The following is a 21140-nucleotide window of genomic DNA, read 5'->3' as shown; positions in this document are numbered from 1 at the left end:
TGATAGCCGATAGGCTATCGTTGCGAGCGTTAGCGGGCACCCCATGCTGGCGCGATACCGGGCTACGCTACATCCCGATTAATGTTTAGCCGGGTTACAAATATAATTGTTGGTGGGATAATTCAAAATGCAAATAAAACCTATTTACTTTTCCTACCTGCAATGAACAGCGCGATACCTATTATTACAGTCGGAACCCAATATATAAATGAAAACTCTCCAAGTTTAGAAACGAGTGGACTCAAAGCCCCTCCCCGATAGGTGAACATACCTGCGCCAAAGATTAACATCCCTATTCCTAAAAGAAAGATCAGCAGCCCTGCTATTCGAATACGTGGCATATTAGTTTGCAATTGGTTCTCAAATGTAAAAAGTTCGTTTGCTATTCCACGATAAAAACACTGCTATTCCGGGCATATGCTTTATCCGGAAACGTTGTTTCCAAACAGCTGTATCGTTATGAAATGAACGTTAGGCCCAGCCCGGTTGGCTGCTTAACGGACATCCAGTTCAATAAGCTGACACGATCTTGTCAGTGTTCAATTTTTAAAAAAAGGGTGTTCAACCTTTGAAAAAAGGAAATTTGTAACTTATTGATTTTCAGTGACTGTTTGTTCAATCTGGCTTTTAAAGCATATTGGTCAAAATGCAAGTGTTTGACAGTCAGCAGTGTTTTTTTATGGAAATAAAGCAGGTGTTCACACTTTTAAAATTGAACACTTGTAAATTGGCCAGGGCGCGCAACCTGAAAAGCGCAATCACCTCTTAGTCTGTGGTTCGTTACGGGTAATTGCAAACCTTCCGGATAGTTTTACGGGTGCTCCATATTCGTTATAATAAACCCTGCCAGCGGCATTTATTTCTTTTGGCCGGCTGCCATTTAATGGGTTTACGAGGCAGGTTATTGAAAAGTCGGCACCTGTTTTAAATGATTTTTCAACCGCATCCGTAAGTACTGCCCGGTGCCGGGGATCGACAATATCGATAGCCTCATTTAAAACAGGCTTTGTATTTTCCGGAAAGCCGAAGAGCTTTAACCCATATTCGGAAAGCGTAATCTCGTTGCTGCCAAAATCCAGCGACCAGTCCCACATAGTATGGTCATATGCAGCTGGCAATTCAAGATTATCCAGGATTTCTGATAACTGGTCATTAAGCTTGTCCGATTTCATGTACGAAAGCTCCAGCTCCTGTCCCAATGCTAAAAGTTCATTTTTCAGGGTAATTATTTCATCATTTAAATCGGCGTTTGTTTTGGACCCGGTGTTACCTGCAGCCGACATAGCAGACTCGTCTTTTTCACCAGAAGGTTCCGCAACCGGCTGTCCCTTATAAGTTTTCTTTCGCCGGGTTAAAAAAATGTTGATATATATTAGCCCCGATATGGTGGTGTAAAATGCAATATTTTGCCAGGTGCTGCCTACACTAAAATAGTTCAATATGGGGGTATTGAGTTGGATTTGTAGTATCATGATAGGGCAGCGGTTAAATTAATGCAAGATAATAATTAACTATACGTTCAACAACCCGTAAAAACACCCATTTTATGTTAGTTTACGGGGCTAAAATTAATCGATGGTTAAGTTAATGCAGGGTTGAATGAACGGATTGTAATAGTTATTTATAGGCCGGTTGTTGATAGGTATTAATAAAGGCCTGGCTTTTTCTCAATTATTTTAAGGCATAAATTTCCGTACAGGGAGGTATAATTTTTATATAAAAAATCAGTTTATATCTTACTTGTAAACCTTAAATTGTTTAATATCAGTGAGTGCAGAATTTGGTTCCCCGTGCTGCAAGTGGTGTTTTAAAATATCAGCATGATTATAATGCTATATTAAGAAGCTGTTCTGCACGTTACAGAAATGCCCTATTGTTATTTTATTGACAGCTATGTATCTTGTTGACGTCCTTAATAAATTATGAACAGGTCATTTACATATAGCTTAAAAGTATGGTTGCTGATGGTGATCATAGCGCCATTACTGCATCTGGTGTTATCCTGGTTTATTATTGAGAATCCTGAAATAAGCCTTATTGATGAAATAAAAAAGGACTATATCATTTTTGCAGATATGATCCTGCTGGTTACTATTCCTTTCGCTTTTGTATTTTGGATAACGGTGTATTCGCTATCAAAGAAAAAGGAGCCGTTTTATATAAAGCAGTTTTTAACCACAGCCATACTCATAATTACCATGTTTCCTTTTTTTGAATTGCTTTTCGAAAAAAAGGTTTCGGCGGTAACTTCAATTGCGGTGATTATATTCCCATATTCAATTACCGCAATTGCAGGGATCTGGCTGCATAAACTGGAGCCGGCCGGGGTAGAAGAAGAGGAAGCAGTTGAAGAACCCGAATAGTATAGATAGCTCCTGATTTTTTCCGGTAACGTTGTTAAAAGTTGTACATTATCCCAATAATGCGCCGCAATCACTTTTATTTGTCATAAACAATTAACATTTTATTATTATTGCTTTAATTTTTAACTTAAACCAATACGTAATTATATATAATACATAGCTTTTACGTTTAATGAGCATGTGTATTTAATGTTTTTTTACCCGTAGTATGGCCTCGACAGAAAATTATGAACTTTTGCTTGGCAAAATCAATACTTTCACCCGGAAGTATTATTTCAATAATTTTCTGCGTGGATTAATATTTTTAGGTGCCGGTCTTTTCAGTGCTTATGTAGTTATTACCCTGAGCGAATATTTTGGCAATTTCAGTATCCTGTTGCGCACTATTCTTTTTTACTTTTTTATCCTGCTCAATACTGTGCTGGTTTGCTGGCTGGTTTTACCATCATTGCTGGCCTGGCTTAAACTGGGTAAAACATTAACGCATGATGAGGCGGCCGAAATTATAGGCCGGCATTTTAACGATGTTCACGACAAGCTGCTTAATACGCTGCAGCTTAAAAAGCTTGCTTCCGAAGACGAAAATCACCGTGCGTTGATTGAAGCCAGTATCGATCAAAAAATAGAGGCGCTTAAACCGGTAAGTTTTCCATCGGCCATCAACCTTAAAGAGAACACCAAATATTTAAAATGGGCGCTTGGTCCGCTGGGGGTGATTATCATTATTGCATTGGCTGCGCCATCAGTACTAACCGAAAGCACAAAAAGGCTCATCAGGCATAACGAGTATTTTGTGCCCGCCGCTCCGTTCAAATTTATTGTGTTAAATAATACGCTTTCGGTTGTTCAGGGAAACGATTTAAAACTCGACCTAAAACTGGAAGGGGATAAGCTTCCTGCCGATGTTTATGTTGAAACAGGCGAAAACACTTTTAAATTGGATAAAGACAACATCAGCCGTTTTCATTATCAGTTTAGCAATCTGCAGCAAAATACGCGTTTTAAATTTTCGGGCAACGGGTTTAGCTCGGCGGTTTACGAAATTAAAGTGAACCAGAAGCCGGCGCTGTTGCATTTTGATGTTGAACTGAATTATCCGGGCTATCTCCATAAAAAAAATGAAAGATTGCTAAACGCTGGTGATTTGACAATACCTGCCGGTACAACAGTAAGCTGGCAATTGCATACCCAATATGCCAGTGCACTTATGTTTGATATGAATGGTCAAAGCCATCCGGCTGCGCAAAGCAGCGCTGATTTGTTTGAACATCGCGAACGGGTATTGAAAAATTCGGTCTATAAGCTTTTGCCGATTAATGCACTGGTGAACCAAAGTGATTCGGCCATATACCGCATCAACGTTGTTACTGACGAAGCGCCGTCTATCTCTGTTGATGAAAAGCCCGATTCGGTAAGCATGAAAGCGTTTTATTTTAATGGTAAGATCCAGGACGACCATGGTTTTTCATCACTAACGTTTCATTATACAATCGAAGCTGCAGGCAACAACAAGGAAAGAGAATTTACCAAAAAAGTTAATGCCGACCTGGCCCAAACCCAAACCGATTTCTTTTACTACTGGAACCTGAAGGAAATGGGTATCAACCCCGGTGATCATGTAAGCTACTTTTTTGAGGTTGCAGATAACGACGAAGTGACCGGATATAAAACAGCACGTACAGCAAAACGTACACTAAATGTTCCTGACAACAAGGAGATTAACCAGCAGTTAAATGCCGGAACAAAAGCTATAAAAGAAAAAATGCAATCTGCCATTAAGCTGGCCGGGCAGGTTGAACGGGATGCACAAAAGCTAAATCAAACCCTGCTCAACAAAAATACACTGTCGTTTGATGAGAAAAAGCAGGTGGAAGACCTGATGCAAAAACGGAAAGACCTGGAAGATTTGGTAAAAGATATCCAGGCAGATAACAAAAAGAACTTATACAACCGCCAGGAAAATCAGCAGCAAACAGAAGAGATATTGGCTAAGCAAAAACAGATAGAAGACCTGTTTAATAATGTGCTCGATCAAAAAACAAAGGAGCTGCTTCAAAACCTGCAGCAATTGTTAAATGAGCAACAAAAGGACGCTACCCGCGATGAATTAGCCAAAATGCAGATGGATAATAAATCGCTTAAGAAAGAGCTGGACAGGGTGTTGGAATTGTATAAAAAGCTGGAGTTTGAACAAAAGCTCAATCAAAACCTTGATCAGCTGAATAAACTGGCCGATGAGCAGCAGAAATTATCCGAACAAACCAAACAACCCAGTGCCGACCAAAAGAACCTGCTGCAACAACAGGATAAACTGAAACAGGATTTTCAGGATGTAAAAAAGGGCTTTGATGAGTTGCAAAAAATCAACGATCAGGCCGAACGTAAGTCCGACTATCAAAACCCTGAGAAGGAAACAAAAGATATCGAACAGCAGATGGATCAAAGCTCCGGCGATCTGCAAAAAAAGGATAATTCAAAGGCTTCAAAATCGCAGCAGCAGGCGGCAAAACAAATGAAAGAGCTTGCTGCCAAAATGCAGAAGGACAGTGACGAAGGCGAATCGAAAGAGAATGCTGTTGATGCGCAGCAACTGAGGGAATTGTTAAAGAGCCTGGTTAACAGTTCATTTAACCAGGAAAAACTGATGCAAACGCTTAAAAATACCAATCCTACAGATCCATCATATGTTACGCTGTCGCAAAGTCAAAAGGATATTAAAGACAACCTGAAAACGGCTGAAGACAGCCTGTATGCCATCAGCAGGAGGGTGCCTCAAATCCAGTCGACAGTGAATAAGGAGATTACGAGTATCAATGAGCATATTGACCAAGCGCTCGAGTTTTTGGGCGACAGGCGAACGCTTGAAGCCAATCGCAACCAGCAATACGCCATGACATCCATGAACAACCTGGCCCTGATGCTAAGCGAAGCGCTTGAGCAAATGCAAAAAATGATGAATAAGGGTGGTAAAGGGGGCAAGGGCAAACAACAGTCGATATCGCAACTGGCAAAAATGCAGCAGCAGCTTAATCAAAACATGCAAAAAGCTCGTGAGCAAATGCAGCAACAGGGCAACCAGGGCAAAGGACAGCAGGGGAATAGCGGCAATATGAGCGAGCAGTTTGCTAAAATGGCACGTCAGCAGCAGATGATCCGTCAGGCTTTGCAACAAATTGACAGGGACGAAAACAAGGACGGAACCGGTGGATTGGGCAATTTGGATAAAATTTCGAAAGAAATGGAACAAACCGAACGTGATCTCGTAAACAGGAAGATCACAGATGATGCGCTAAAAAGGCAGCAGCAAATACAAACCCGGTTATTAGAAGCCGAAAAGGCTGAGCAGCAACGAGATCAGGATCAGCAAAGAGAGAGCAATGCGGGGAAGGATTTGCCACCGGGATATATAAAGGCACTGCAGGGATACCAACAACAAAAAGCAAAGCAGACGGAGCAGATCAGAACGGTATCTCCGGCACTTAATTTGTATTATAAACAAAAAATAAAATCTTACTTTGATCAACTTAATGCCAAATAATATGGAAGAGGCAAATGTTCAAACCAGCGAGCTATACACGTTGCAGCTGCCGTCAAAACCGGAGAGCATAACGTTGCTTGAGCAGCTGATAGAAGAAATTGCTGACAAATATCATGTTGAGGAAGATACCTTCGCCAACATGATGACCTGCCTTAATGAAGCGGTTATCAATGCCATCATGCATGGTAACAAACAGGACGAAACAAAAAAAGTGATTGTTAATGCCGAAGTGGAACCGAAGCGTATCATCTGGACTGTTACAGATGAAGGCCCGGGATTTGACTATAATAACCTTGCCGATCCTACAGCCCCCGAAAACCTGGAGAACCTGACCGGCCGTGGCGTGTTTATCATTAAACACCTTGCCGATCAGTGCATCTTTAACGCCTCGGGTAATGAAATTGAACTTCACTTTAAGATCTGATGCCCGCTATTAACTTTTTTGAAGAAGACACTACTTTTAAACCGAAACAAAAAGCACAATTAAGACAGTGGATAAAGGAGACGGTGATTGCCGAGGGCTTTAAACTGAAAGAACTTAATTATATTTTTTGCTCAGATGCATACCTGCTGCAAATAAACCGGCAATATCTTGATCATGATACGTATACCGATATCGTAACTTTTGATAACTCGGAAGTTGAGGGAGACATTGTTGGCGATATTTTTATTTCGATAGACCGCATCCGCGAAAACGGGGACAAATTTAAAACCGGCGAAACCAACGAATTGCACCGTGTTATCATTCACGGCGCATTGCACCTGTTGGGTTACACGGATAAAAGTGTTGTTACAAAACAAAAAATGACACAAAAAGAAGATGAGTACTTAGCTAAAAGAAATTTTTAGCCTTACTTTTATAGTGGATTATTAAAAATCAATTGTAAAAACCATGAAAACACTGGCACTCATCATCGCCCTGTTATTTGCCACCGCACCATCATCAGTATATGATTTTAAACTGAAAACTATTGATGGCAAAGATTTTAGCCTGGCTAAATACAAAGGCAAAAAAGTATTGATTGTAAACACCGCCTCAAAATGCGGCTTTACCAAGCAGTACGCCGATCTGGAAAAACTATCTGAACAGTACAAAGGCAAATTGGTAGTAGTAGGCTTCCCTGCCAATAACTTTGGCGGCCAGGAGCCGGGCACTAACCAGGACATTAAAACTTTCTGTAAAGAGAATTTCAACGTAACATTCCCGATGAGCGGTAAGGTAAGCGTTTTAGGTTTGGATATTGATCCGTTGTTCCAATACCTTACAACCGCTCCAAACCCTGATTTTACCGGCGACATTAAATGGAACTTTGAAAAATTCCTGATAGATGAAAACGGTAAACTGATCCACCGTTTCAGGTCACAAACAACGCCATTATCTGAAGATATTACCAAGTATCTGAACTAATAGTTTTGGTTATCTAAGAAGTACAGGCCCCGGCAACAGCCGGGGCTTTTTTGTTAAAAATGTCCTTGCGGGGAACATCCAGGGAGAAACCTGAAAAAAATGTTATGACGCGTAAACTATGTTTTAAGGCTGTTGCGAAGGGGCTGCGTTAGGGATAGAAGCGTAAAGCCCACAGCGCGGGTTGGGTCTACGGGCAGGAAAGGCGAGGACTTGCAGCGGATAGCCCGGGCCGCAGGCAACGCCCACATCATAATAGATGCTCCGAAAATGTATTTAATAATCAATCACTTATAGTTTTGCCATTATAATGAACGAAGCAGTCACATGCTATACAGAGTGGTTTTGTTTCCGTGCAGTTGCCACACTTCGCTCGAAGACATAAATTTTTCGACAAGACTGATTTTTTGCGTCAAACAACACAATGCGTTGCTGAAATGGAACTTTTCCCTATCTTTGGTTCATCAACAAATGGTAACAGCAAACATTAAATATGGCACCGCCGGGACTTTGAAATCCCTTATTCGCAATATCCTTGCGTCGGAGCCTTTTTTTAATGATCCGCCACCAGCTCTTTTTTGCTAACAGATCATCGATAATTCTATCGGGTCTGAATATCCAACATTATTTTCAAAACAATTTATTTAATGCGGGCAATTGCAGGTATTGTTATGCTTTGCCCAACCTATTCTTAATTTAGCAAAAAATGAAAAAAACATTTGTTCTGTTACATATAGCTGTAATACTGGCTGGTTTTACCGGAGTATTCGGGAAACTTATTTCTTTAAATGAATACCTGCTTACCTGTTACCGTACCCTGTTTTCTTTTTTATTTCTGGTAATTATCGTTTGGATCAAAAGGCCGCAATTTAAATATTCATGGAGTAACATAACGGAAATGGGTAAGGCCGGATTATTGATAGCCTTTCACTGGGTGTTCTTTTATGCAAGCATCAAATACTCCAATGTTTCTGTGGGCGTAGTTTGTTATTGCCTTACCAGTTTTTTTACTGCGTTTTTGGCCCCGTTGATAAACAGGAAGCCATTTAATATAACCGAGTTGTTGTTAAGCACACTCACGTTGGCTGGTATTGGTTTAATCTTCCGTTTCGATACCTCATTCCGTACGGGCATTGTGCTTGGGGTTATATCGTCTTTCCTGGCGTCGCTGTATACGATCTTTAACGAACGCCTGGTTAAAAAGTACGACGCAACTGCTATGAACCTTTACCAAATGCTGGCCGGAACTATTGCGTTGGTAATAGCATCACCGCTATATCTTCATTTCTTTCCTTCAAAAGCGATACTACCAGGCACATTAGATATCATTTATTTGCTGCTTTTATCGCTTTTTTGCACGGTTGGGCTTTATGTTATGGTAGCCGAGGTTTTAAAAAAGATGTCTGCCTTCACAGTTAATTTGACATTTAACCTGGAACCTGTTTATAGTATTTTACTGGCGATGATTTTATTCAACGAATCCCGGCAACTCAATGTATCGTTTTATGCAGGCCTGTTGATCATTATAATCTCGGTGGTTTTACAGGCCGGATTAAGCCGACGGAAAAGAGTAGGGGCAGATTTGTGATGGAACTCGGAACCCTCCAGACTTACGAAGTTTTAAAAACTTCGTAAGTCTTTAACAACGTTTATTTTTACCCTCGCTCAGACACTCTCGCCGCCGCTTGTGCCGGTAAATCCATATTGCCATCCTGCTTAATGAGGTTAAGTTTATGTTTGGCAATGATCCATTTGTCATTGCTTTCGATAAGTTCGGTATCGTAGGTGCCTTCAACAGTCCAAAGCTCATCGCCAATAAAATGATCGGCTTTGCCATAATAATGAACAAGCGCGGCTGATCCGTTTTGCATTACATAAAAATCGGCCAGTTGGTGATGCGTTTCGTCGAAACCGGGCAGGAAGCCGCGCCACGCTGTAATAATGTCTTCAGACGTTACAGTACTTGCCGGATTGCCGGTCATGGAACTATAGTCAAGCTCTACATTTTCGGCAAGGGCATTTTTAACTTTGCCCCAGTCGCGCTCGTCGGCCCCGGCAAATAAGGCTGTTATGGTTTCAATTATTTGATCTTTCATGGTTTTGCATAGGTTAAATTCACTCAAATATCAATTATCCGGCTCATTTTACATATTAACAACAATCTTTTATATAAACTTGTACTGTTAATGGTTGTTTTCCCAAAACAGCCTCACCATAAAACATGAGTCAGGATTTTTACCAACATATATTTGCTAAACAGCAAAAGCTGGAGGCTGTACCTTCAAACAGGGAAATTACGGCCTGGGCATTAAAAGTTATTCATTTGCTGTACCCCGAACAAACCGGGCAGCAATATGCCTCGGTTGAGGAACTGAAGGATGAGTTTTTAAGGCTTGAGAACGAATTGTGCGAAATTATGCACGCCACCAAAGCATGCAGTAACTGCGATACCTCAAAGCTGGCTAAAAAGTTTTTTGAAGGCCTTCCTGAGTTGTTCCGGGTTCTGAATACCGATATCCAGGCCATTTTTAATGGCGATCCGGCCGCGCGTAGCGAGTTTGAGGTGATCCGTACATATCCGGGCTTTTACGCCATTTCGCTTTACCGGCTGGCGCATAGTCTTTATGTTGATGATATTCCGCTGTTACCAAGGATCCTTACAGAATATGCACATTCTAAAACGGGGATAGATATCCATCCTGCTGCCCAGATAGACGAGTATTTCTATATAGATCATGGTACCGGTATTGTTATTGGCGAAAGCTGCAAAATAGGCAAGCATGTAAAGCTGTATCAGGGCGTTACTCTGGGGGCCTTAAGTGTAGACAAAAGCATGGCCAACACCAAACGGCACCCTACAGTGCAGGATAATGTAGTAATATACTCCGGCGCTACTATTTTAGGGGGCGAAACCGTTATAGGTCACAACAGTGTGGTAGGGGGGAACGTTTGGCTCACCAAAAGCCTGCCACCGAATTCAAGGGTTTATCATACACCGAATCACAGGGTACTGAAAAGATTGAGCATTAAATTGTTCGGCCACAAGAAATAAAACATTTACCTAATAAAAATATATAATGGCTGCATTGATAGACCTGATAGGCAATACGCCTATGGTAGAAATTAAAAAGCTGAACCCTAATCCTAAAGTGCGCATCTTCGCCAAGCTGGAGGGCAATAACCCCGGTGGCAGCGTAAAAGACCGTGCGTCGCTTAATATGATCAGGAGTGCCATTGAGCGTGGCGATATCAAGCCGGGCACTAAATTGATTGAAGCAACCAGCGGTAATACAGGCATCGCACTGGCCATGATAGCCCGCCTGTTTGACCTGGAGATAGAATTGGTAATGCCATCTAACTCCACCCGCGAGCGTACGCTTACCATGGAGGCCTTCGGGGCCAAAGTTACCCTGCTGGAAGGGATAGAACTTTGCCGCGACTATGCCGAAGAAAAAGCAGCCACAGGCGAATATTTTCTGTTGAACCAGTTTGCCAACCCGGATAACTACATGGCGCACGTGAAAACCACAGGCCCAGAAATCTGGCGCGATACTGAGGGAAAGATCACACACTTCGTAAGCGCGATGGGTACAACAGGTACCATTATGGGATGTTCAAGGTATTTGAAAGAGCAAAATGCCAATGTGCAGATCGTAGGCTGCCAGCCGGTTGAAGGTTCTTCAATTCCGGGTATCCGCAGGTGGCCTGAGGAGTACCTGCCCAAGATCTTCGATGCGAAGCGGGTAGATAGGGTAATGGATATTTCGCAGGAAGAAGCTACTCAAATGGCCCGCCAGATGGCTAAGGTAGAAGGCGTATTTGCAGGCATGAGCAGCGGAGGAGCGTTATCTGCGGCAATAAAACTGGCTCAGGAGCTTGGTGAAGGCGTGATCGTGTTTATCTGCTGCGACAGGGGAGACAGGTATTTGAGTAGTGAGTTGTTTGGTTGATAACGTATGGAGCCTACAGAAGATCTCAGTAATTATAAATACGGCGTATTTTACTACAATAAAAACGACAGGCGAATCATCGTACCCAAAAGGATCAAATACCTCGGCTGGACATTAAATTTTGCCCGGCCGGTTAGCTATTTTATTATGGGCGTATTAATAACGCTGATAGTTGTAGCCTGGATGGTTGCGCCGGATAAATAGGTTTGGGCACCGATATATCTTAAATTCATGTCATTGCGAGGAACGAAGCAATCTCTTAGCTATACAGAGCGGATTTGCGTGCGTGCGATCGCTTCGTTTCTTATAATGACATAAATTTATATTCAGAGGCCGTGTCCCCACAACCGATCTGTAAAGTTTTTACAAAATCTCCAATCCCTTCAACTCCACTTCTAAAGCATCTGATGAGGTGAAGTGAATACATTTGATCCCCATTTTTTCGGCTGCTAAAATATTGCGATAGTTATCGTCAATAAACAATGCTTCGCCGGCCTTCACGTTGTAACGGTCGAGCAGGATCTGATAAAAGGCTGGGGTTGGTTTCCGCATTTTTTCGGTGCCAGATACTACAATACCATCAAACCAGTTTAAAAAATCAAAGCGTTCCTGCGCCATCGGAAAAGTTTCGGCCGACCAATTGGTCAATGCGTAGATTTTGTATTTGCCGCTTTCCTTTAGCTGTTTGAAAATCTCTACGGTGCCGTGAAAAGGCTCGCCCAACATTTCTATCCAACGCGAATAGAAAGCGCGGATATTGGCTTCATGTTCGGGAAATTGAGCGACAAGCAAATCGGTACCTTCCTGTAGGGATCTGCCGGCATCCTGTTCCTCGTTCCAGTCGGGAGTACAGATATTGGCCAAAAAATCTATTATTTCCTGTTCGTTGGTAAACAGGGTACGGTACATATAATGTGGGTTCCAGTCAATTAAAACGGCACCCAAATCGAATATTATGGTGTTGATCATTTCTTTTTTGCGTGGGTTTCGTGAACCTCGGCTTTGGTAACCACCGAATCTTTCAGGAAAACAACAAGCGTTTGGGTATAAATTAAAGTTCCCTTATTGTATTGCCTGTCGAGATCATACACCATGCTATCCTTGCTGCTTAATTGTGGGCGGTGGAGCAGATGGATCACCTTTTGATATTTAAGGCCATTGAGTTGCTTACTGGCGATAAGATCTTCAACCATGCCGGGACGGTAGGCAAAGGTAATGCCGTCTCCATCATCCCATTTATCACGATCAAACTTTTGTTTGCGGCTGCAGGCCGTGAGGCAAACTGCCAGGAGGCAGGTAAATATCAGGGTTTTGTTAAGCATTTTTGTTTCGGTATTGAGGCTAACCCGTTATTGCGAGGTACGAAGCAATCGCGAACTATACAGGGCGGACCTGCTAATAGGGGATTGCTTCGTACCTCGCAATGACATGTTGGTGGCGGCTTTCTTTTGAAAGCTTTTTCCAGCAGCTAAAAATACTGAAATTAATCAACCCCTAAAAGGTAGCCTTTAAAATCAGCAAAATCTTTACCGATGGCTATTGCCAGTTTGGTTTTTGACTCCAATTCTTTTACCTGTTCCGGCACATCAATTTTAGCGGCTACTTCTTCGCCGAAAACATCCGGGAACTTACATGGGTGTGCCGTTGAAAGGAATACGCCCGCAGTATCAACAGCGGCATGGTCCTGCTTGTAGTCGGCTAATGCCTGCCATGCGATAGCGGTATGCGGGCAAACCACGTAACCATAGCTGTCAAATACCCAGTTGATGGCTTTTACGGTTTCTTCGTCGTCATATTTAAAGCCAACAACCAGTTCCTTAAGCGCTTCTGTATCGTTTTTAAACAGATCGGCAATACGTACCCAGTTGCTTGGGTTGCCAACGTCCATCGCGTTTGAAAGTGTTGCTACCGACGGCTTGGGCTGATAAACACCGGTTTTTAAAAACGCGGGCACGGTATCATTAACATTGGTAGCCGCGATAAATTTTTCGACAGGTAATCCCATTTTCCAGGCCAACAAACCAGCACCGATATTGCCAAAGTTGCCGCTTGGTACCGAGAAAACTACTTTTTTAATGCCTTGCCTTAACAACTGCGCATAAGCATTGAAGTAATAAAAAGTTTGCGGAACTAAGCGTGCTATATTAATTGAGTTAGCTGATGTAAGACGGAATTTCTCGTTTAGTTCGTCATCAACAAAGGCTTGTTTCACCAAAGCCTGGCAATCGTCAAAAGTGCCATCTACCTCAAGGGCACGAATGTTTTGACCGTTGGTAGTTAGCTGCTGTTCCTGCACGCCGCTCACTTTGCCTTTTGGATAAAGGATCGTTACGCGGGTATTAGGTACGCCCAAAAAACCAAGCGCAACAGCGCCGCCGGTATCACCGCTGGTGGCAACCAGCACGTCCAGTTGCTTTTCGCCGGGCTCAAGGAAATAGCTCATTACACGGCTCATAAAACGGGCACCAAAATCTTTAAATGCCAGCGATGGGCCATGGAAAAGTTCAAGAACGTAAACATTATCTTCCAGCTTTACGATGGGGGCCGGGAAGTTAATGGCATCATCGATCAGTGCTTTCAGATCAGCTTCCGGAATAGAATCGCCAAGCAGGTTTTGGGCTACTTTAAAAGCAATTTCGGGCAGGGTATATTTATCAAGGTTATTGATAAAATCATCATCCAAACGTGGGATGCTGTAAGGCATGTATAGGCCTTTGTCCTGAGGCATGCTATTAAAAACCGCGTCTTTGAACGATACTTCAGATAGGGTATTATTGGTACTGTAGAGTTTCATTTTTTTGATTTCGGAATTCGGATGTTCGATTTCGGATTTATTTGCATTATGTCATTGCGAGCGCAGCGCGGCAATCGCGAACTGTACAGGGCAGACCTGCTTATCGGAGATTGCTTCGTGCCTCGCAATGACATGTTTTTTAGCTTTCTTTTAGAGAGGGCTACTACCCCAAAACCTTCGGCCCCACGTCATTGATAGTTGATACGTAGCTGTTTGAACCGATCTTTAAGCTGGTTAAATGCTGTTGTAGCTTTTGGGTGATGGCACGGGCCGTTGCTTCATCTTTAGTAAAAGCAAAAACCGATGGGCCTGAGCCTGAGATACCAAAGCTTACTGCGCCAAGTTCCATCGCCATTTCGCGCATTTTATAAAAATCGGGGATCAGCATAGAGCGTACCGGTTCAACCAGTACATCTTTCATACTGCGGCCAATCAGGTCGATATCCTGCATAAATAAACCACTCACTAAGCCTGCAATATTGCCCCATTGGGTTACGGCATCCTTCATCTGGATGTTTTTGCGGATGATCTGGCGGGCTTCGCGCGTAGGTACATCCACATCCGGGAATACGATAGCGCACCACAGGTTTTTAGGATGCGGCAGCCTTACCACATCAAGCGGCTCATAACTGCGGATGAGCACAAAACCGCCAAACAGGGCAGGGGCTACGTTATCCGCATGACCATGACCGCAAGCCATTTCCTCTCCTTTCATAGCAAAGGGAAGCAGTTTTATCGGGTCGGCATCGTCGCCTAATAAGGTTTTAATAGCAAACAAACCTGCTACGGTACTGGCCGAGCTTGAGCCCAAACCGCTGCCAATAGGCATTTTTTTGTGCAGCTCGATATCCAAACCAATATCGGTACGGCCAACGCTTTGTAAATAATGCTGTACGCTCACACTTACGGTGTTTTTTGCAGGATCAAGCGGCAGGCGACCGTCATCGCCGGTAATTTTGCTAAGGGTGATGCCTGGTTTGCCAGTCACACGCATAATTACCTCGTCGCCTGGTTCATCAACCGCAAAGCCCAGCACATCAAAACCGCAAACCACATTGGCTACGGTTGCCGGGGCAAAAACGCGGATGCTACCCCCCCCGCCCCCTGAAGGGGGGGCTACCTGGGGGGCGGCTTTTATTTCTTCTAAATTATTTTCCATGTTTAAAATATCAAACTATTCCTCCCCCTTCAGGGGGCCGGGGGGTTAATTCGCGCCCACATTTATTAAATCAGCAAATACGCCGGCGGCAGTTACTTCGGCACCTGCGCCTGGGCCCTTTACAACCAGTGGGCGCTCGCGGTACCTGTCGGTAGTAAAGGATATAATGTTATCACTGCCCGACAGCATGTAGAACGGATGGTTTTCATCAACCATTTGCAGGGTGATGCTTACCTTGCCATCTTCCAGTTTGCCGATGTAACGCAAAACCTTACCGTCTTTTTCGGCGGCATCTTTTAGCCTGGCAAAATGAGCATCTTCAGTTTTTAGTGTCGCATAAAAATCCTCAACAGTTTTAGCTTCAAGGCTCGCTTTAGGCAGTACGCTTTCTATTTCAACGTCGGCTTCTTCCATCGCATACCCGGCGTCGCGGGCAAGGATGAGCATTTTACGCATAAAGTCCTTACCGCTCAGGTCATCACGAGGATCGGGTTCGGTATAGCCTTTTTCCTGGGCTTCTTTAACCACATCGTGGAAATTGGCATCGCCTTTAAAGTTATTAAAGATGAACGATATAGTACCCGAAAGTATTGCCTCGATACGCTGTACCCTGTCGCCGCTGTTCATCAGGTTTTTAAGGGTATTGATAATTGGCAGACCGGCGCCAACGTTGGTTTCATAAAAGAAATCAACACCATGGGCACGGGCGGTATCTTTAAAGGTACGGTATTGTTTGTAGCTACCCGAATTGCCTATTTTATTGCAGGTGATGACCGAGATATTGGCTTTAAAAATCTCTTCGTAAAAACCGATAGGAACAGGGCTTGCAGTATTGTCAATAAACACACAGTTTGGCAGGTTCATTTCTTTCATCCGGTTGATGAACGATTGCAGATCGGCCTCATAAGGTGATGCTTGCAGGTCATTCTGCCAGGTATCTAAAGAGATGCCGTCACTGTTAAAAGTCATTTTGCGGGTATTGCTGATGCCGGCTATTTTAACCTGTATGCCATTGTTATCTTTTAAGTAGTCGCTATGGGCATTCAATTGATTAAACAGCGTTTTGCCGATGTTGCCGGTACCCAGGCAAAACGCATGCAGGGTTTTGGTAAGCTGTACAAAGAAGGCATCATGAACGGCATTTAATGCTTTTGACAGGTCATTAGCCGAGATGATCACCGAGATATTATATTCTGATGACCCCTGGGCTATAGCCCTCACATTAACCCCATTACGGCCCAGCGCATGGAACAACTTGCCCGACATGCCCGGGGTTTGTTTCATGTTTTCGCCTACGATGGCCAGGATAGCAAGGTTTTTTTCGATAACCAGGTGCTCCAGTTTTTTGGCGGCAAGTTCCAGTTCAAATTCCTGCTCAATAACTTGTTTGGCCCTTTCGGTATCCTGGGGCTGCACCGCAAAAGTGATGCTATGCTCAGATGACGACTGGGTAATCAGGATCACGTTGATCTGCTCGCGGGCAAGCAAGGAGAATAAACGGCCGCTAAAGCCCGATTTGCCCACCATGCCGCTGCCCTCTAAGTTGAGGATGCTGATATTGTTGATAGATGAAATACCTTTGATTGGCAGGGTAGAGGCCTTGCAGTCGTGACGGATCACGGTGCCTGCAAACTCCGGCTCAAAAGTATTTTTGATAACGATAGGGATCTTCTTTAAAAACGCAGGGATCATGGTTGGCGGATAGATCACCTTGGCGCCAAAGTACGAAAGCTCCATGGCTTCGGTATAGGTAAGCTCGGTTAAAGAGAACGCTTTTTTCACCATACGCGGATCGGCGGTCATCATACCGTTAACATCTGTCCAGATCTGGATTTCCTGCGCGTTTAATGCCGCACCGAAAATGGCAGCCGTATAATCAGAACCTCCGCGGCCCAATGTTGTAGTTTGTCCGGCGTCATTTGAGGCGATAAAGCCGGTAACGATCAGGGTTTTACCTTTGTTTTCGGTATACAGGCCTTGTACCAATCTTTCGGTAAGCTCGGTATTTACTTTGGCGTTGCCGAAAGCGCTATCGGTTTTGATCACATCGGCGGCATCAACAAATAGCACATCTCCAAAATGCTGGGCTGCAACTTTGCTCACCATCAGGGTTGAGCAGCGCTCGCCGAAAGCCAGTACCTGGTCGCGGGTTTTCGGGGTAAGTTCGCGAAGGGTAAGTACGCCCTGCAGCAATTCTTCCAGCTGGTTGAAGTGAATTTTTAAACGGGTAAGCGCCGGGTTTTGGTTTTGTACATCCAACAGGGCCTTTACCGTATCGAAATGGCGTTTCTCCAATTCGGCCAAACCGGCGGTAAACTCTTTGCCATTTGCCGCGTCTTCGGCCATAGCCGAAAGCAGGTTGGTTACACCGCCCATGGCTGATAATACCACCACGGGTTTTTCATCATTTTTTACTTCATCCTTCAGGATGCTTAACAGGGTTTGGATGCTGCTTACAGATCCAACGGAAGTACCTCCGAATTTTAAAACTTTCATTTATGGGTTAGTAATCGTTCTATAACAAAAAAACCCTCCTCTTTGCGGAGGAAGGTTTTTCTTTTGGCTTTCATTTTATGTTTTTACACCATACGATTATCTTCCTCCGAGGTTTATGCCGGTGGTAATAATAATTGTAGTAATGGTGTTGTTAATTGTCATATATAATGTCTGTAAAGTAAGTAGATTATTTTCTGATTTGCAAGGAATATTTAACAAATTATGATTTTCGCAATAATTGTCAGGTAGTTGGGTGAGTAAATGATGGATTTGATAATGAGGGTGGTAAGTAAAAGGTTTTATCAGCAATTGCATCTTATTGAAGATTGAGACATGGTATCAATAAACTGTTTTGAGACTTACGAAGTTTCAAAAACTTCGTAAGTCTGGATTCTAATTAAAAAGACTAAACGAGCGTCATTGCGAGTAACCATCAGGGAAACCCTGAAAAAATGCGTAATGACGTAAAAAATATATTCCGCGATGCTGTGCGGGAGCCGCGTTAGTGATAGTAGCGGATACCGGCCAATGTCATTAAGTTAAGAGATTTATATACTGCACCAGAGGTGAAAAAGGTTTGTAGAAATCAAATGAATGGCATTTTTGGTGTGCCAGAGGTACACAACTCCGGTGTTCCGTACCTCTGGCACGGTTCTTTTGGGATATAATATTGCTACAAACCTTTACCCCCTCTGGGGGATTTCCTTAACTTAATGACATTGGGATACCGGCCATGTGGCTAATGCCTGTGCAGTATGAGCGGATAGCACGAGCCGCAGGCAACGTCCATATTCACAAAACCGATCAAAAAAACATGCTTAATAATCAATAACTTACAATCACGTCATTATAAGGGACGAAGTAATCCCTAATAGGCAGAGTTGCTACACAGGTTCGCCCTGTAAAGTCGGGGATTGCTTCGTACCTCGCAATGGCGGTAGTATAAGAGTCTGATCCCAGAATCCGCAATAAATTTAATTTGCTACTTTTGAAGCTTGACAATATGCAGGGACTAATAACAAAATCAACAGGAAGCTGGTATCAGGTACAAACCCCCGATGGGCAAAAGATAGATTGCCGTATCAAGGGCAAGTTTCGTATTAAGGGTATCACTACGACCAATCCTATTGCTGTTGGCGATATAGTTGATTTTGAAATGGAGCCCGACCGCGAAGATGGTGTGATCACCAATTTGCATCAACGCAAAAACTACATCATTCGTAAGGCCATTAACCTGAGCAAGCAAGCGCAGATCATTGCCGCCAATCTTGATCAGGCTATTTTGGTGGTTACGCTGGCCTCTCCGCGTACCTCACTTGGCTTTATCGACCGCTTTTTGGTTACTGCCGAAGCATACGATATCCCAGCAAGGTTGGTATTCAATAAACTCGATCTTTTCAGTGATGAAGGCCTGGAAGTATTGGCCGATTATAAAGCTATTTATGAAGATATCGGCTATCCGTGTTTTGAAGTTTCGGCCATTGAGGGAACCAATATCAGCCAGGTACAGGACCTGCTGAAAGATAAGGTTACCTTGTTTTCTGGTCACTCGGGGGTGGGTAAATCAAGCCTGATCAATGCGCTGCTGCCAGAGCTTGAGCTACGCACACACATGATATCCGATTGGAGCGACAAAGGGATGCACACGACCACTTTTGCCGAAATGTTTGAACTGCCACAGGGCGGTTTTATCATCGATACTCCCGGCATCCGCGAATTGGGTGTTATCGACATAGAAAAACAGGAGCTCAGTCATTTCTTCCCTGAAATGCGTGAGCGGATGCACGACTGCCGTTTTAATAATTGCCGTCATATCAACGAACCCGGCTGCGCTGTGCTTGAAGCTTTGGAAGAGGGAGAGATAACCCTATCCCGCTACGAAAGCTACCTGAGCATTTATAACGGGAACGATACGAGAGCTTAGGAGAGAGAAGCAAGACCGTTAGAATCAGGAGACAAGAAGAATACAACTCTTGTCATTTCGATGGAGCGTGTAGAGGAAAAGCATCGGGGCGAAAGAGAAATCTTATACACTATGTAAGCCGCTCTGTATAGTTCGCTCAGCATGATGCATAAGATTTCTACCGATGGTCGAAATGACAAATTTGTATTGATACTCTTACTTCTTTGCCGCTTCCTTTACCAGCACATCAACAATCGCCTGCTTATTAGGCAGGTACTTATTGCACAAAAACAAGCCTCCTTTGCCGGTATCCGGGTTAAAGAATAAATAAGTCCCAACACCCGGGTCATCTCCGTCATGGCCAATAGTGCCGTTGGTGTATAAATTCCAAAAAATGCCTTTGTTGCGGTATGTTAAATTGATGTTTTTGGGCGGATGCTCTTTGCTGAACTGTGTGGTAAACATTGCCTGGTATGATGCCTCGGTAAGCAGCTTTTTATCATGCATGGCTATCGCCATCAGATATTTGCTCAGGTCTTCGGGCGAAGTTTTGAGGCCGCCATCGGGATAAGTAACCAAGTCATATAACGGGAAGCGGTTCTTTTGATCAAGATATAATATTGCGTGATTTTTTAAATCCATATCAGGTATATGCCAGCCTGAATGATCCATTTTTAAAGGTTTCAGGATATACTTCTTAGTGAATTGGGTATATGACAGGCCCGATTTAATTTCGATGAGATAAGCCACCAGTGCCGAGCCAATGTTACAGTATGAAGATGTGCCCCCGGCCGGACCTTCACCAAAACTGGCTTTGCTGTAATACTTTCCCTGCGGCGATAAATAATTATAAAAAAACTGAACTAAAGAAGTGTCTCTTAGCTTGTCTCCAAAGCCAATCTGGTTCAGGGTGCTTACCGAAATACTATCGTACGCCCTTAGTTTGGGATAAAAATGATAGCTGTAATGATAAATCTCCGGATTGTCGACAATGCCTGACGTGTGATTAGTTAACTCCCTGATAGTTATTTTTCCGTTTGGATCGTTAGGGTTAGTTACCCTAAAAGGCAGTACATCGTTAATATCAGTTTCCAGCGTAAAATACTTTAGTTCGATGGCTTTCATTAGCGCTACAGCAATAAACGTTTTACTCACCGAGCCGATATTCTGAACGGTATTGGCCGAATAGGGGGTTTGATTAGCAACATCAGCGTAACCAAAGCCATGGGAATAGGTTATTTTGTTGGCATCGGTCATGATCACATACATACCGGGCAGGCTGTCTTGCGTAAATGCCTGTTGCAATTTGATGGTTAAAGAATCTGGTTGGGTTTGTGCCTGGATACCGTTAGTGATAAAGGCAAAGATTAGCACACAAAGAAGTGTTTTCAAGGTTTTGTAGGTTTTCATATATCTATATTACAACAAACAGCATATAAACCCCTATTGGTAATGAAAATTATTTTACGAGCTGATAAGATAGATGCAGGCAGATGATGTTTTAATAAAAAAGGCCTTGTGAATAACACAAG

The 21140-nt window shown here is 43.3% G+C and carries 18 protein-coding genes; 10 read left to right on the top strand and 8 right to left on the bottom strand.

Annotated elements, in window-relative coordinates:
- Window positions 1-758: 758 nt before the first annotated feature.
- Entirely contained in the window at window positions 759-1472 is a 714-nt protein-coding gene (locus AC59JO_RS21965) for a hypothetical protein (protein ID WP_497307999.1), read from the bottom strand.
- A gap of 450 nt (window positions 1473-1922) precedes the next feature.
- Here AC59JO_RS21965 and AC59JO_RS21960 point away from each other — a divergent pair, with 450 nt between their 5' ends.
- From AC59JO_RS21960 to AC59JO_RS21935, 6 genes are all read left to right on the top strand, one after another.
- A complete protein-coding gene (locus AC59JO_RS21960) occupies window positions 1923-2363 on the top strand; it encodes a hypothetical protein (RefSeq protein WP_497307997.1) in 441 nt (146 codons plus the stop codon).
- Between the two features lie 208 nt (window positions 2364-2571).
- Window positions 2572-5901 carry a coiled-coil domain-containing protein gene (locus tag AC59JO_RS21955; protein ID WP_497307995.1) on the top strand — a complete coding sequence of 1110 codons (3330 nt, stop codon included), beginning with the start codon at window positions 2572-2574 and terminating at the stop codon, window positions 5899-5901.
- Between the two features lies 1 nt (window position 5902).
- Window positions 5903-6325: an ATP-binding protein gene (locus AC59JO_RS21950; RefSeq protein WP_091174936.1), complete on the top strand. Its 423-nt coding sequence runs from the start codon at window positions 5903-5905 to the stop codon at window positions 6323-6325.
- Window positions 6325-6750 carry an rRNA maturation RNase YbeY gene (ybeY, locus tag AC59JO_RS21945; RefSeq protein ID WP_413670566.1) on the top strand — a complete coding sequence of 142 codons (426 nt, stop codon included), beginning with the start codon at window positions 6325-6327 and terminating at the stop codon, window positions 6748-6750. Before AC59JO_RS21950 ends, ybeY begins: the two co-directional genes overlap by 1 nt.
- A gap of 43 nt (window positions 6751-6793) precedes the next feature.
- Window positions 6794-7309, top strand: coding sequence for a glutathione peroxidase (locus AC59JO_RS21940; protein WP_497307992.1), 516 nt, complete (start codon window positions 6794-6796; stop codon window positions 7307-7309).
- 703 nt (window positions 7310-8012) lie between these two features.
- Window positions 8013-8894, top strand: a complete 882-nt coding sequence (locus tag AC59JO_RS21935) for a DMT family transporter (protein ID WP_497307990.1) — start codon at window positions 8013-8015, stop codon at window positions 8892-8894.
- Between the two features lie 67 nt (window positions 8895-8961).
- Here the strand turns inward: AC59JO_RS21935 and AC59JO_RS21930 are convergent, their stop codons facing one another.
- On the bottom strand, window positions 8962-9402 hold the full coding sequence (locus AC59JO_RS21930; RefSeq protein ID WP_413670569.1) for a nuclear transport factor 2 family protein: 441 nt from the start codon (window positions 9400-9402) through the stop codon (window positions 8962-8964).
- 125 nt (window positions 9403-9527) lie between these two features.
- Between AC59JO_RS21930 and epsC the strand changes: the two genes are divergently transcribed.
- From epsC to AC59JO_RS21915, 3 genes are read left to right on the top strand one after another with little or no spacing between them, the layout of a single operon-like run.
- A complete protein-coding gene (gene epsC / locus AC59JO_RS21925; RefSeq protein WP_413670570.1) occupies window positions 9528-10358 on the top strand; it encodes a serine O-acetyltransferase EpsC in 831 nt (276 codons plus the stop codon).
- A gap of 25 nt (window positions 10359-10383) precedes the next feature.
- On the top strand, window positions 10384-11256 hold the full coding sequence (gene cysM / locus AC59JO_RS21920; protein WP_413670571.1) for a cysteine synthase CysM: 873 nt from the start codon (window positions 10384-10386) through the stop codon (window positions 11254-11256).
- Window positions 11257-11262: 6 nt separating this feature from the next.
- On the top strand, window positions 11263-11460 hold the full coding sequence (locus tag AC59JO_RS21915; RefSeq protein WP_413670572.1) for a DUF5808 domain-containing protein: 198 nt from the start codon (window positions 11263-11265) through the stop codon (window positions 11458-11460).
- A 159-nt stretch (window positions 11461-11619) separates the two neighbouring features.
- On the opposite strand, the gene AC59JO_RS21910 is transcribed toward AC59JO_RS21915, so the two are convergent.
- The 5 genes from AC59JO_RS21910 to thrA all read right to left on the bottom strand — a co-directional run bounded on the left by AC59JO_RS21910 (window position 11620) and on the right by thrA (window position 17705).
- Window positions 11620-12225, bottom strand: coding sequence for an HAD family hydrolase (locus tag AC59JO_RS21910; RefSeq protein WP_413670573.1), 606 nt, complete (start codon window positions 12223-12225; stop codon window positions 11620-11622).
- A complete protein-coding gene (locus AC59JO_RS21905) occupies window positions 12222-12578 on the bottom strand; it encodes a hypothetical protein (protein WP_413670574.1) in 357 nt (118 codons plus the stop codon). The genes AC59JO_RS21910 and AC59JO_RS21905 overlap by 4 nt, the downstream gene beginning before the upstream one ends.
- Window positions 12579-12739: 161 nt before the next feature.
- The gene (gene thrC, locus AC59JO_RS21900) at window positions 12740-14050 is read right to left on the bottom strand and encodes a threonine synthase (RefSeq protein ID WP_497307987.1); all 1311 of its coding nucleotides are present in this window, start codon (window positions 14048-14050) and stop codon (window positions 12740-12742) included.
- Window positions 14051-14213: 163 nt separating this feature from the next.
- On the bottom strand, window positions 14214-15209 hold the full coding sequence (locus AC59JO_RS21895) for a homoserine kinase (protein WP_497307985.1): 996 nt from the start codon (window positions 15207-15209) through the stop codon (window positions 14214-14216).
- A 45-nt stretch (window positions 15210-15254) separates the two neighbouring features.
- The gene (gene thrA, locus AC59JO_RS21890) at window positions 15255-17705 is read right to left on the bottom strand and encodes a bifunctional aspartate kinase/homoserine dehydrogenase I (RefSeq protein ID WP_497307984.1); all 2451 of its coding nucleotides are present in this window, start codon (window positions 17703-17705) and stop codon (window positions 15255-15257) included.
- A 1003-nt stretch (window positions 17706-18708) separates the two neighbouring features.
- Here thrA and rsgA point away from each other — a divergent pair.
- Window positions 18709-19629 (top strand): ribosome small subunit-dependent GTPase A, encoded by a 921-nt coding sequence (gene rsgA / locus AC59JO_RS21885; RefSeq protein WP_413671132.1) that lies wholly within the window; start codon window positions 18709-18711, stop codon window positions 19627-19629.
- Window positions 19630-19824: 195 nt separating this feature from the next.
- Here the strand turns inward: rsgA and AC59JO_RS21880 are convergent, their stop codons facing one another.
- The gene (locus tag AC59JO_RS21880; protein ID WP_413670578.1) at window positions 19825-21018 is read right to left on the bottom strand and encodes a serine hydrolase domain-containing protein; all 1194 of its coding nucleotides are present in this window, start codon (window positions 21016-21018) and stop codon (window positions 19825-19827) included.
- Window positions 21019-21140 lie beyond the last annotated feature (122 nt).

The sequence above is a fragment of the Mucilaginibacter sp. A5337 genome, from assembly GCF_059690695.1.
This window is presented reverse-complemented; position numbering and strand designations above follow the sequence as displayed.

Excerpts from the sequence above, each read along its gene's own strand:
- thrC (WP_497307987.1), bottom strand. The coding sequence starts at position 14,050 with ATGAAACTCTACAGTACCAATAATACCCTATCTGAAGTATCGTTCAAA.
- AC59JO_RS21930 (WP_413670569.1), bottom strand. The coding sequence starts at position 9,402 with ATGAAAGATCAAATAATTGAAACCATAACAGCCTTATTTGCCGGGGCC.
- rsgA (WP_413671132.1), top strand. The coding sequence starts at position 18,709 with ATGCAGGGACTAATAACAAAATCAACAGGAAGCTGGTATCAGGTACAA.
- AC59JO_RS21965 (WP_497307999.1), bottom strand. The coding sequence starts at position 1,472 with ATGATACTACAAATCCAACTCAATACCCCCATATTGAACTATTTTAGT.
- AC59JO_RS21915 (WP_413670572.1), top strand. The coding sequence starts at position 11,263 with ATGGAGCCTACAGAAGATCTCAGTAATTATAAATACGGCGTATTTTAC.
- ybeY (WP_413670566.1), top strand. The coding sequence starts at position 6,325 with ATGCCCGCTATTAACTTTTTTGAAGAAGACACTACTTTTAAACCGAAA.
- AC59JO_RS21960 (WP_497307997.1), top strand. The coding sequence starts at position 1,923 with ATGAACAGGTCATTTACATATAGCTTAAAAGTATGGTTGCTGATGGTG.
- AC59JO_RS21895 (WP_497307985.1), bottom strand. The coding sequence starts at position 15,209 with ATGGAAAATAATTTAGAAGAAATAAAAGCCGCCCCCCAGGTAGCCCCC.
- epsC (WP_413670570.1), top strand. The coding sequence starts at position 9,528 with ATGAGTCAGGATTTTTACCAACATATATTTGCTAAACAGCAAAAGCTG.
- thrA (WP_497307984.1), bottom strand. The coding sequence starts at position 17,705 with ATGAAAGTTTTAAAATTCGGAGGTACTTCCGTTGGATCTGTAAGCAGC.
- AC59JO_RS21940 (WP_497307992.1), top strand. The coding sequence starts at position 6,794 with ATGAAAACACTGGCACTCATCATCGCCCTGTTATTTGCCACCGCACCA.
- AC59JO_RS21905 (WP_413670574.1), bottom strand. The coding sequence starts at position 12,578 with ATGCTTAACAAAACCCTGATATTTACCTGCCTCCTGGCAGTTTGCCTC.
- AC59JO_RS21910 (WP_413670573.1), bottom strand. The coding sequence starts at position 12,225 with ATGATCAACACCATAATATTCGATTTGGGTGCCGTTTTAATTGACTGG.
- AC59JO_RS21950 (WP_091174936.1), top strand. The coding sequence starts at position 5,903 with ATGGAAGAGGCAAATGTTCAAACCAGCGAGCTATACACGTTGCAGCTG.
- AC59JO_RS21880 (WP_413670578.1), bottom strand. The coding sequence starts at position 21,018 with ATGAAAACCTACAAAACCTTGAAAACACTTCTTTGTGTGCTAATCTTT.
- AC59JO_RS21935 (WP_497307990.1), top strand. The coding sequence starts at position 8,013 with ATGAAAAAAACATTTGTTCTGTTACATATAGCTGTAATACTGGCTGGT.
- cysM (WP_413670571.1), top strand. The coding sequence starts at position 10,384 with ATGGCTGCATTGATAGACCTGATAGGCAATACGCCTATGGTAGAAATT.
- AC59JO_RS21955 (WP_497307995.1), top strand. The coding sequence starts at position 2,572 with ATGGCCTCGACAGAAAATTATGAACTTTTGCTTGGCAAAATCAATACT.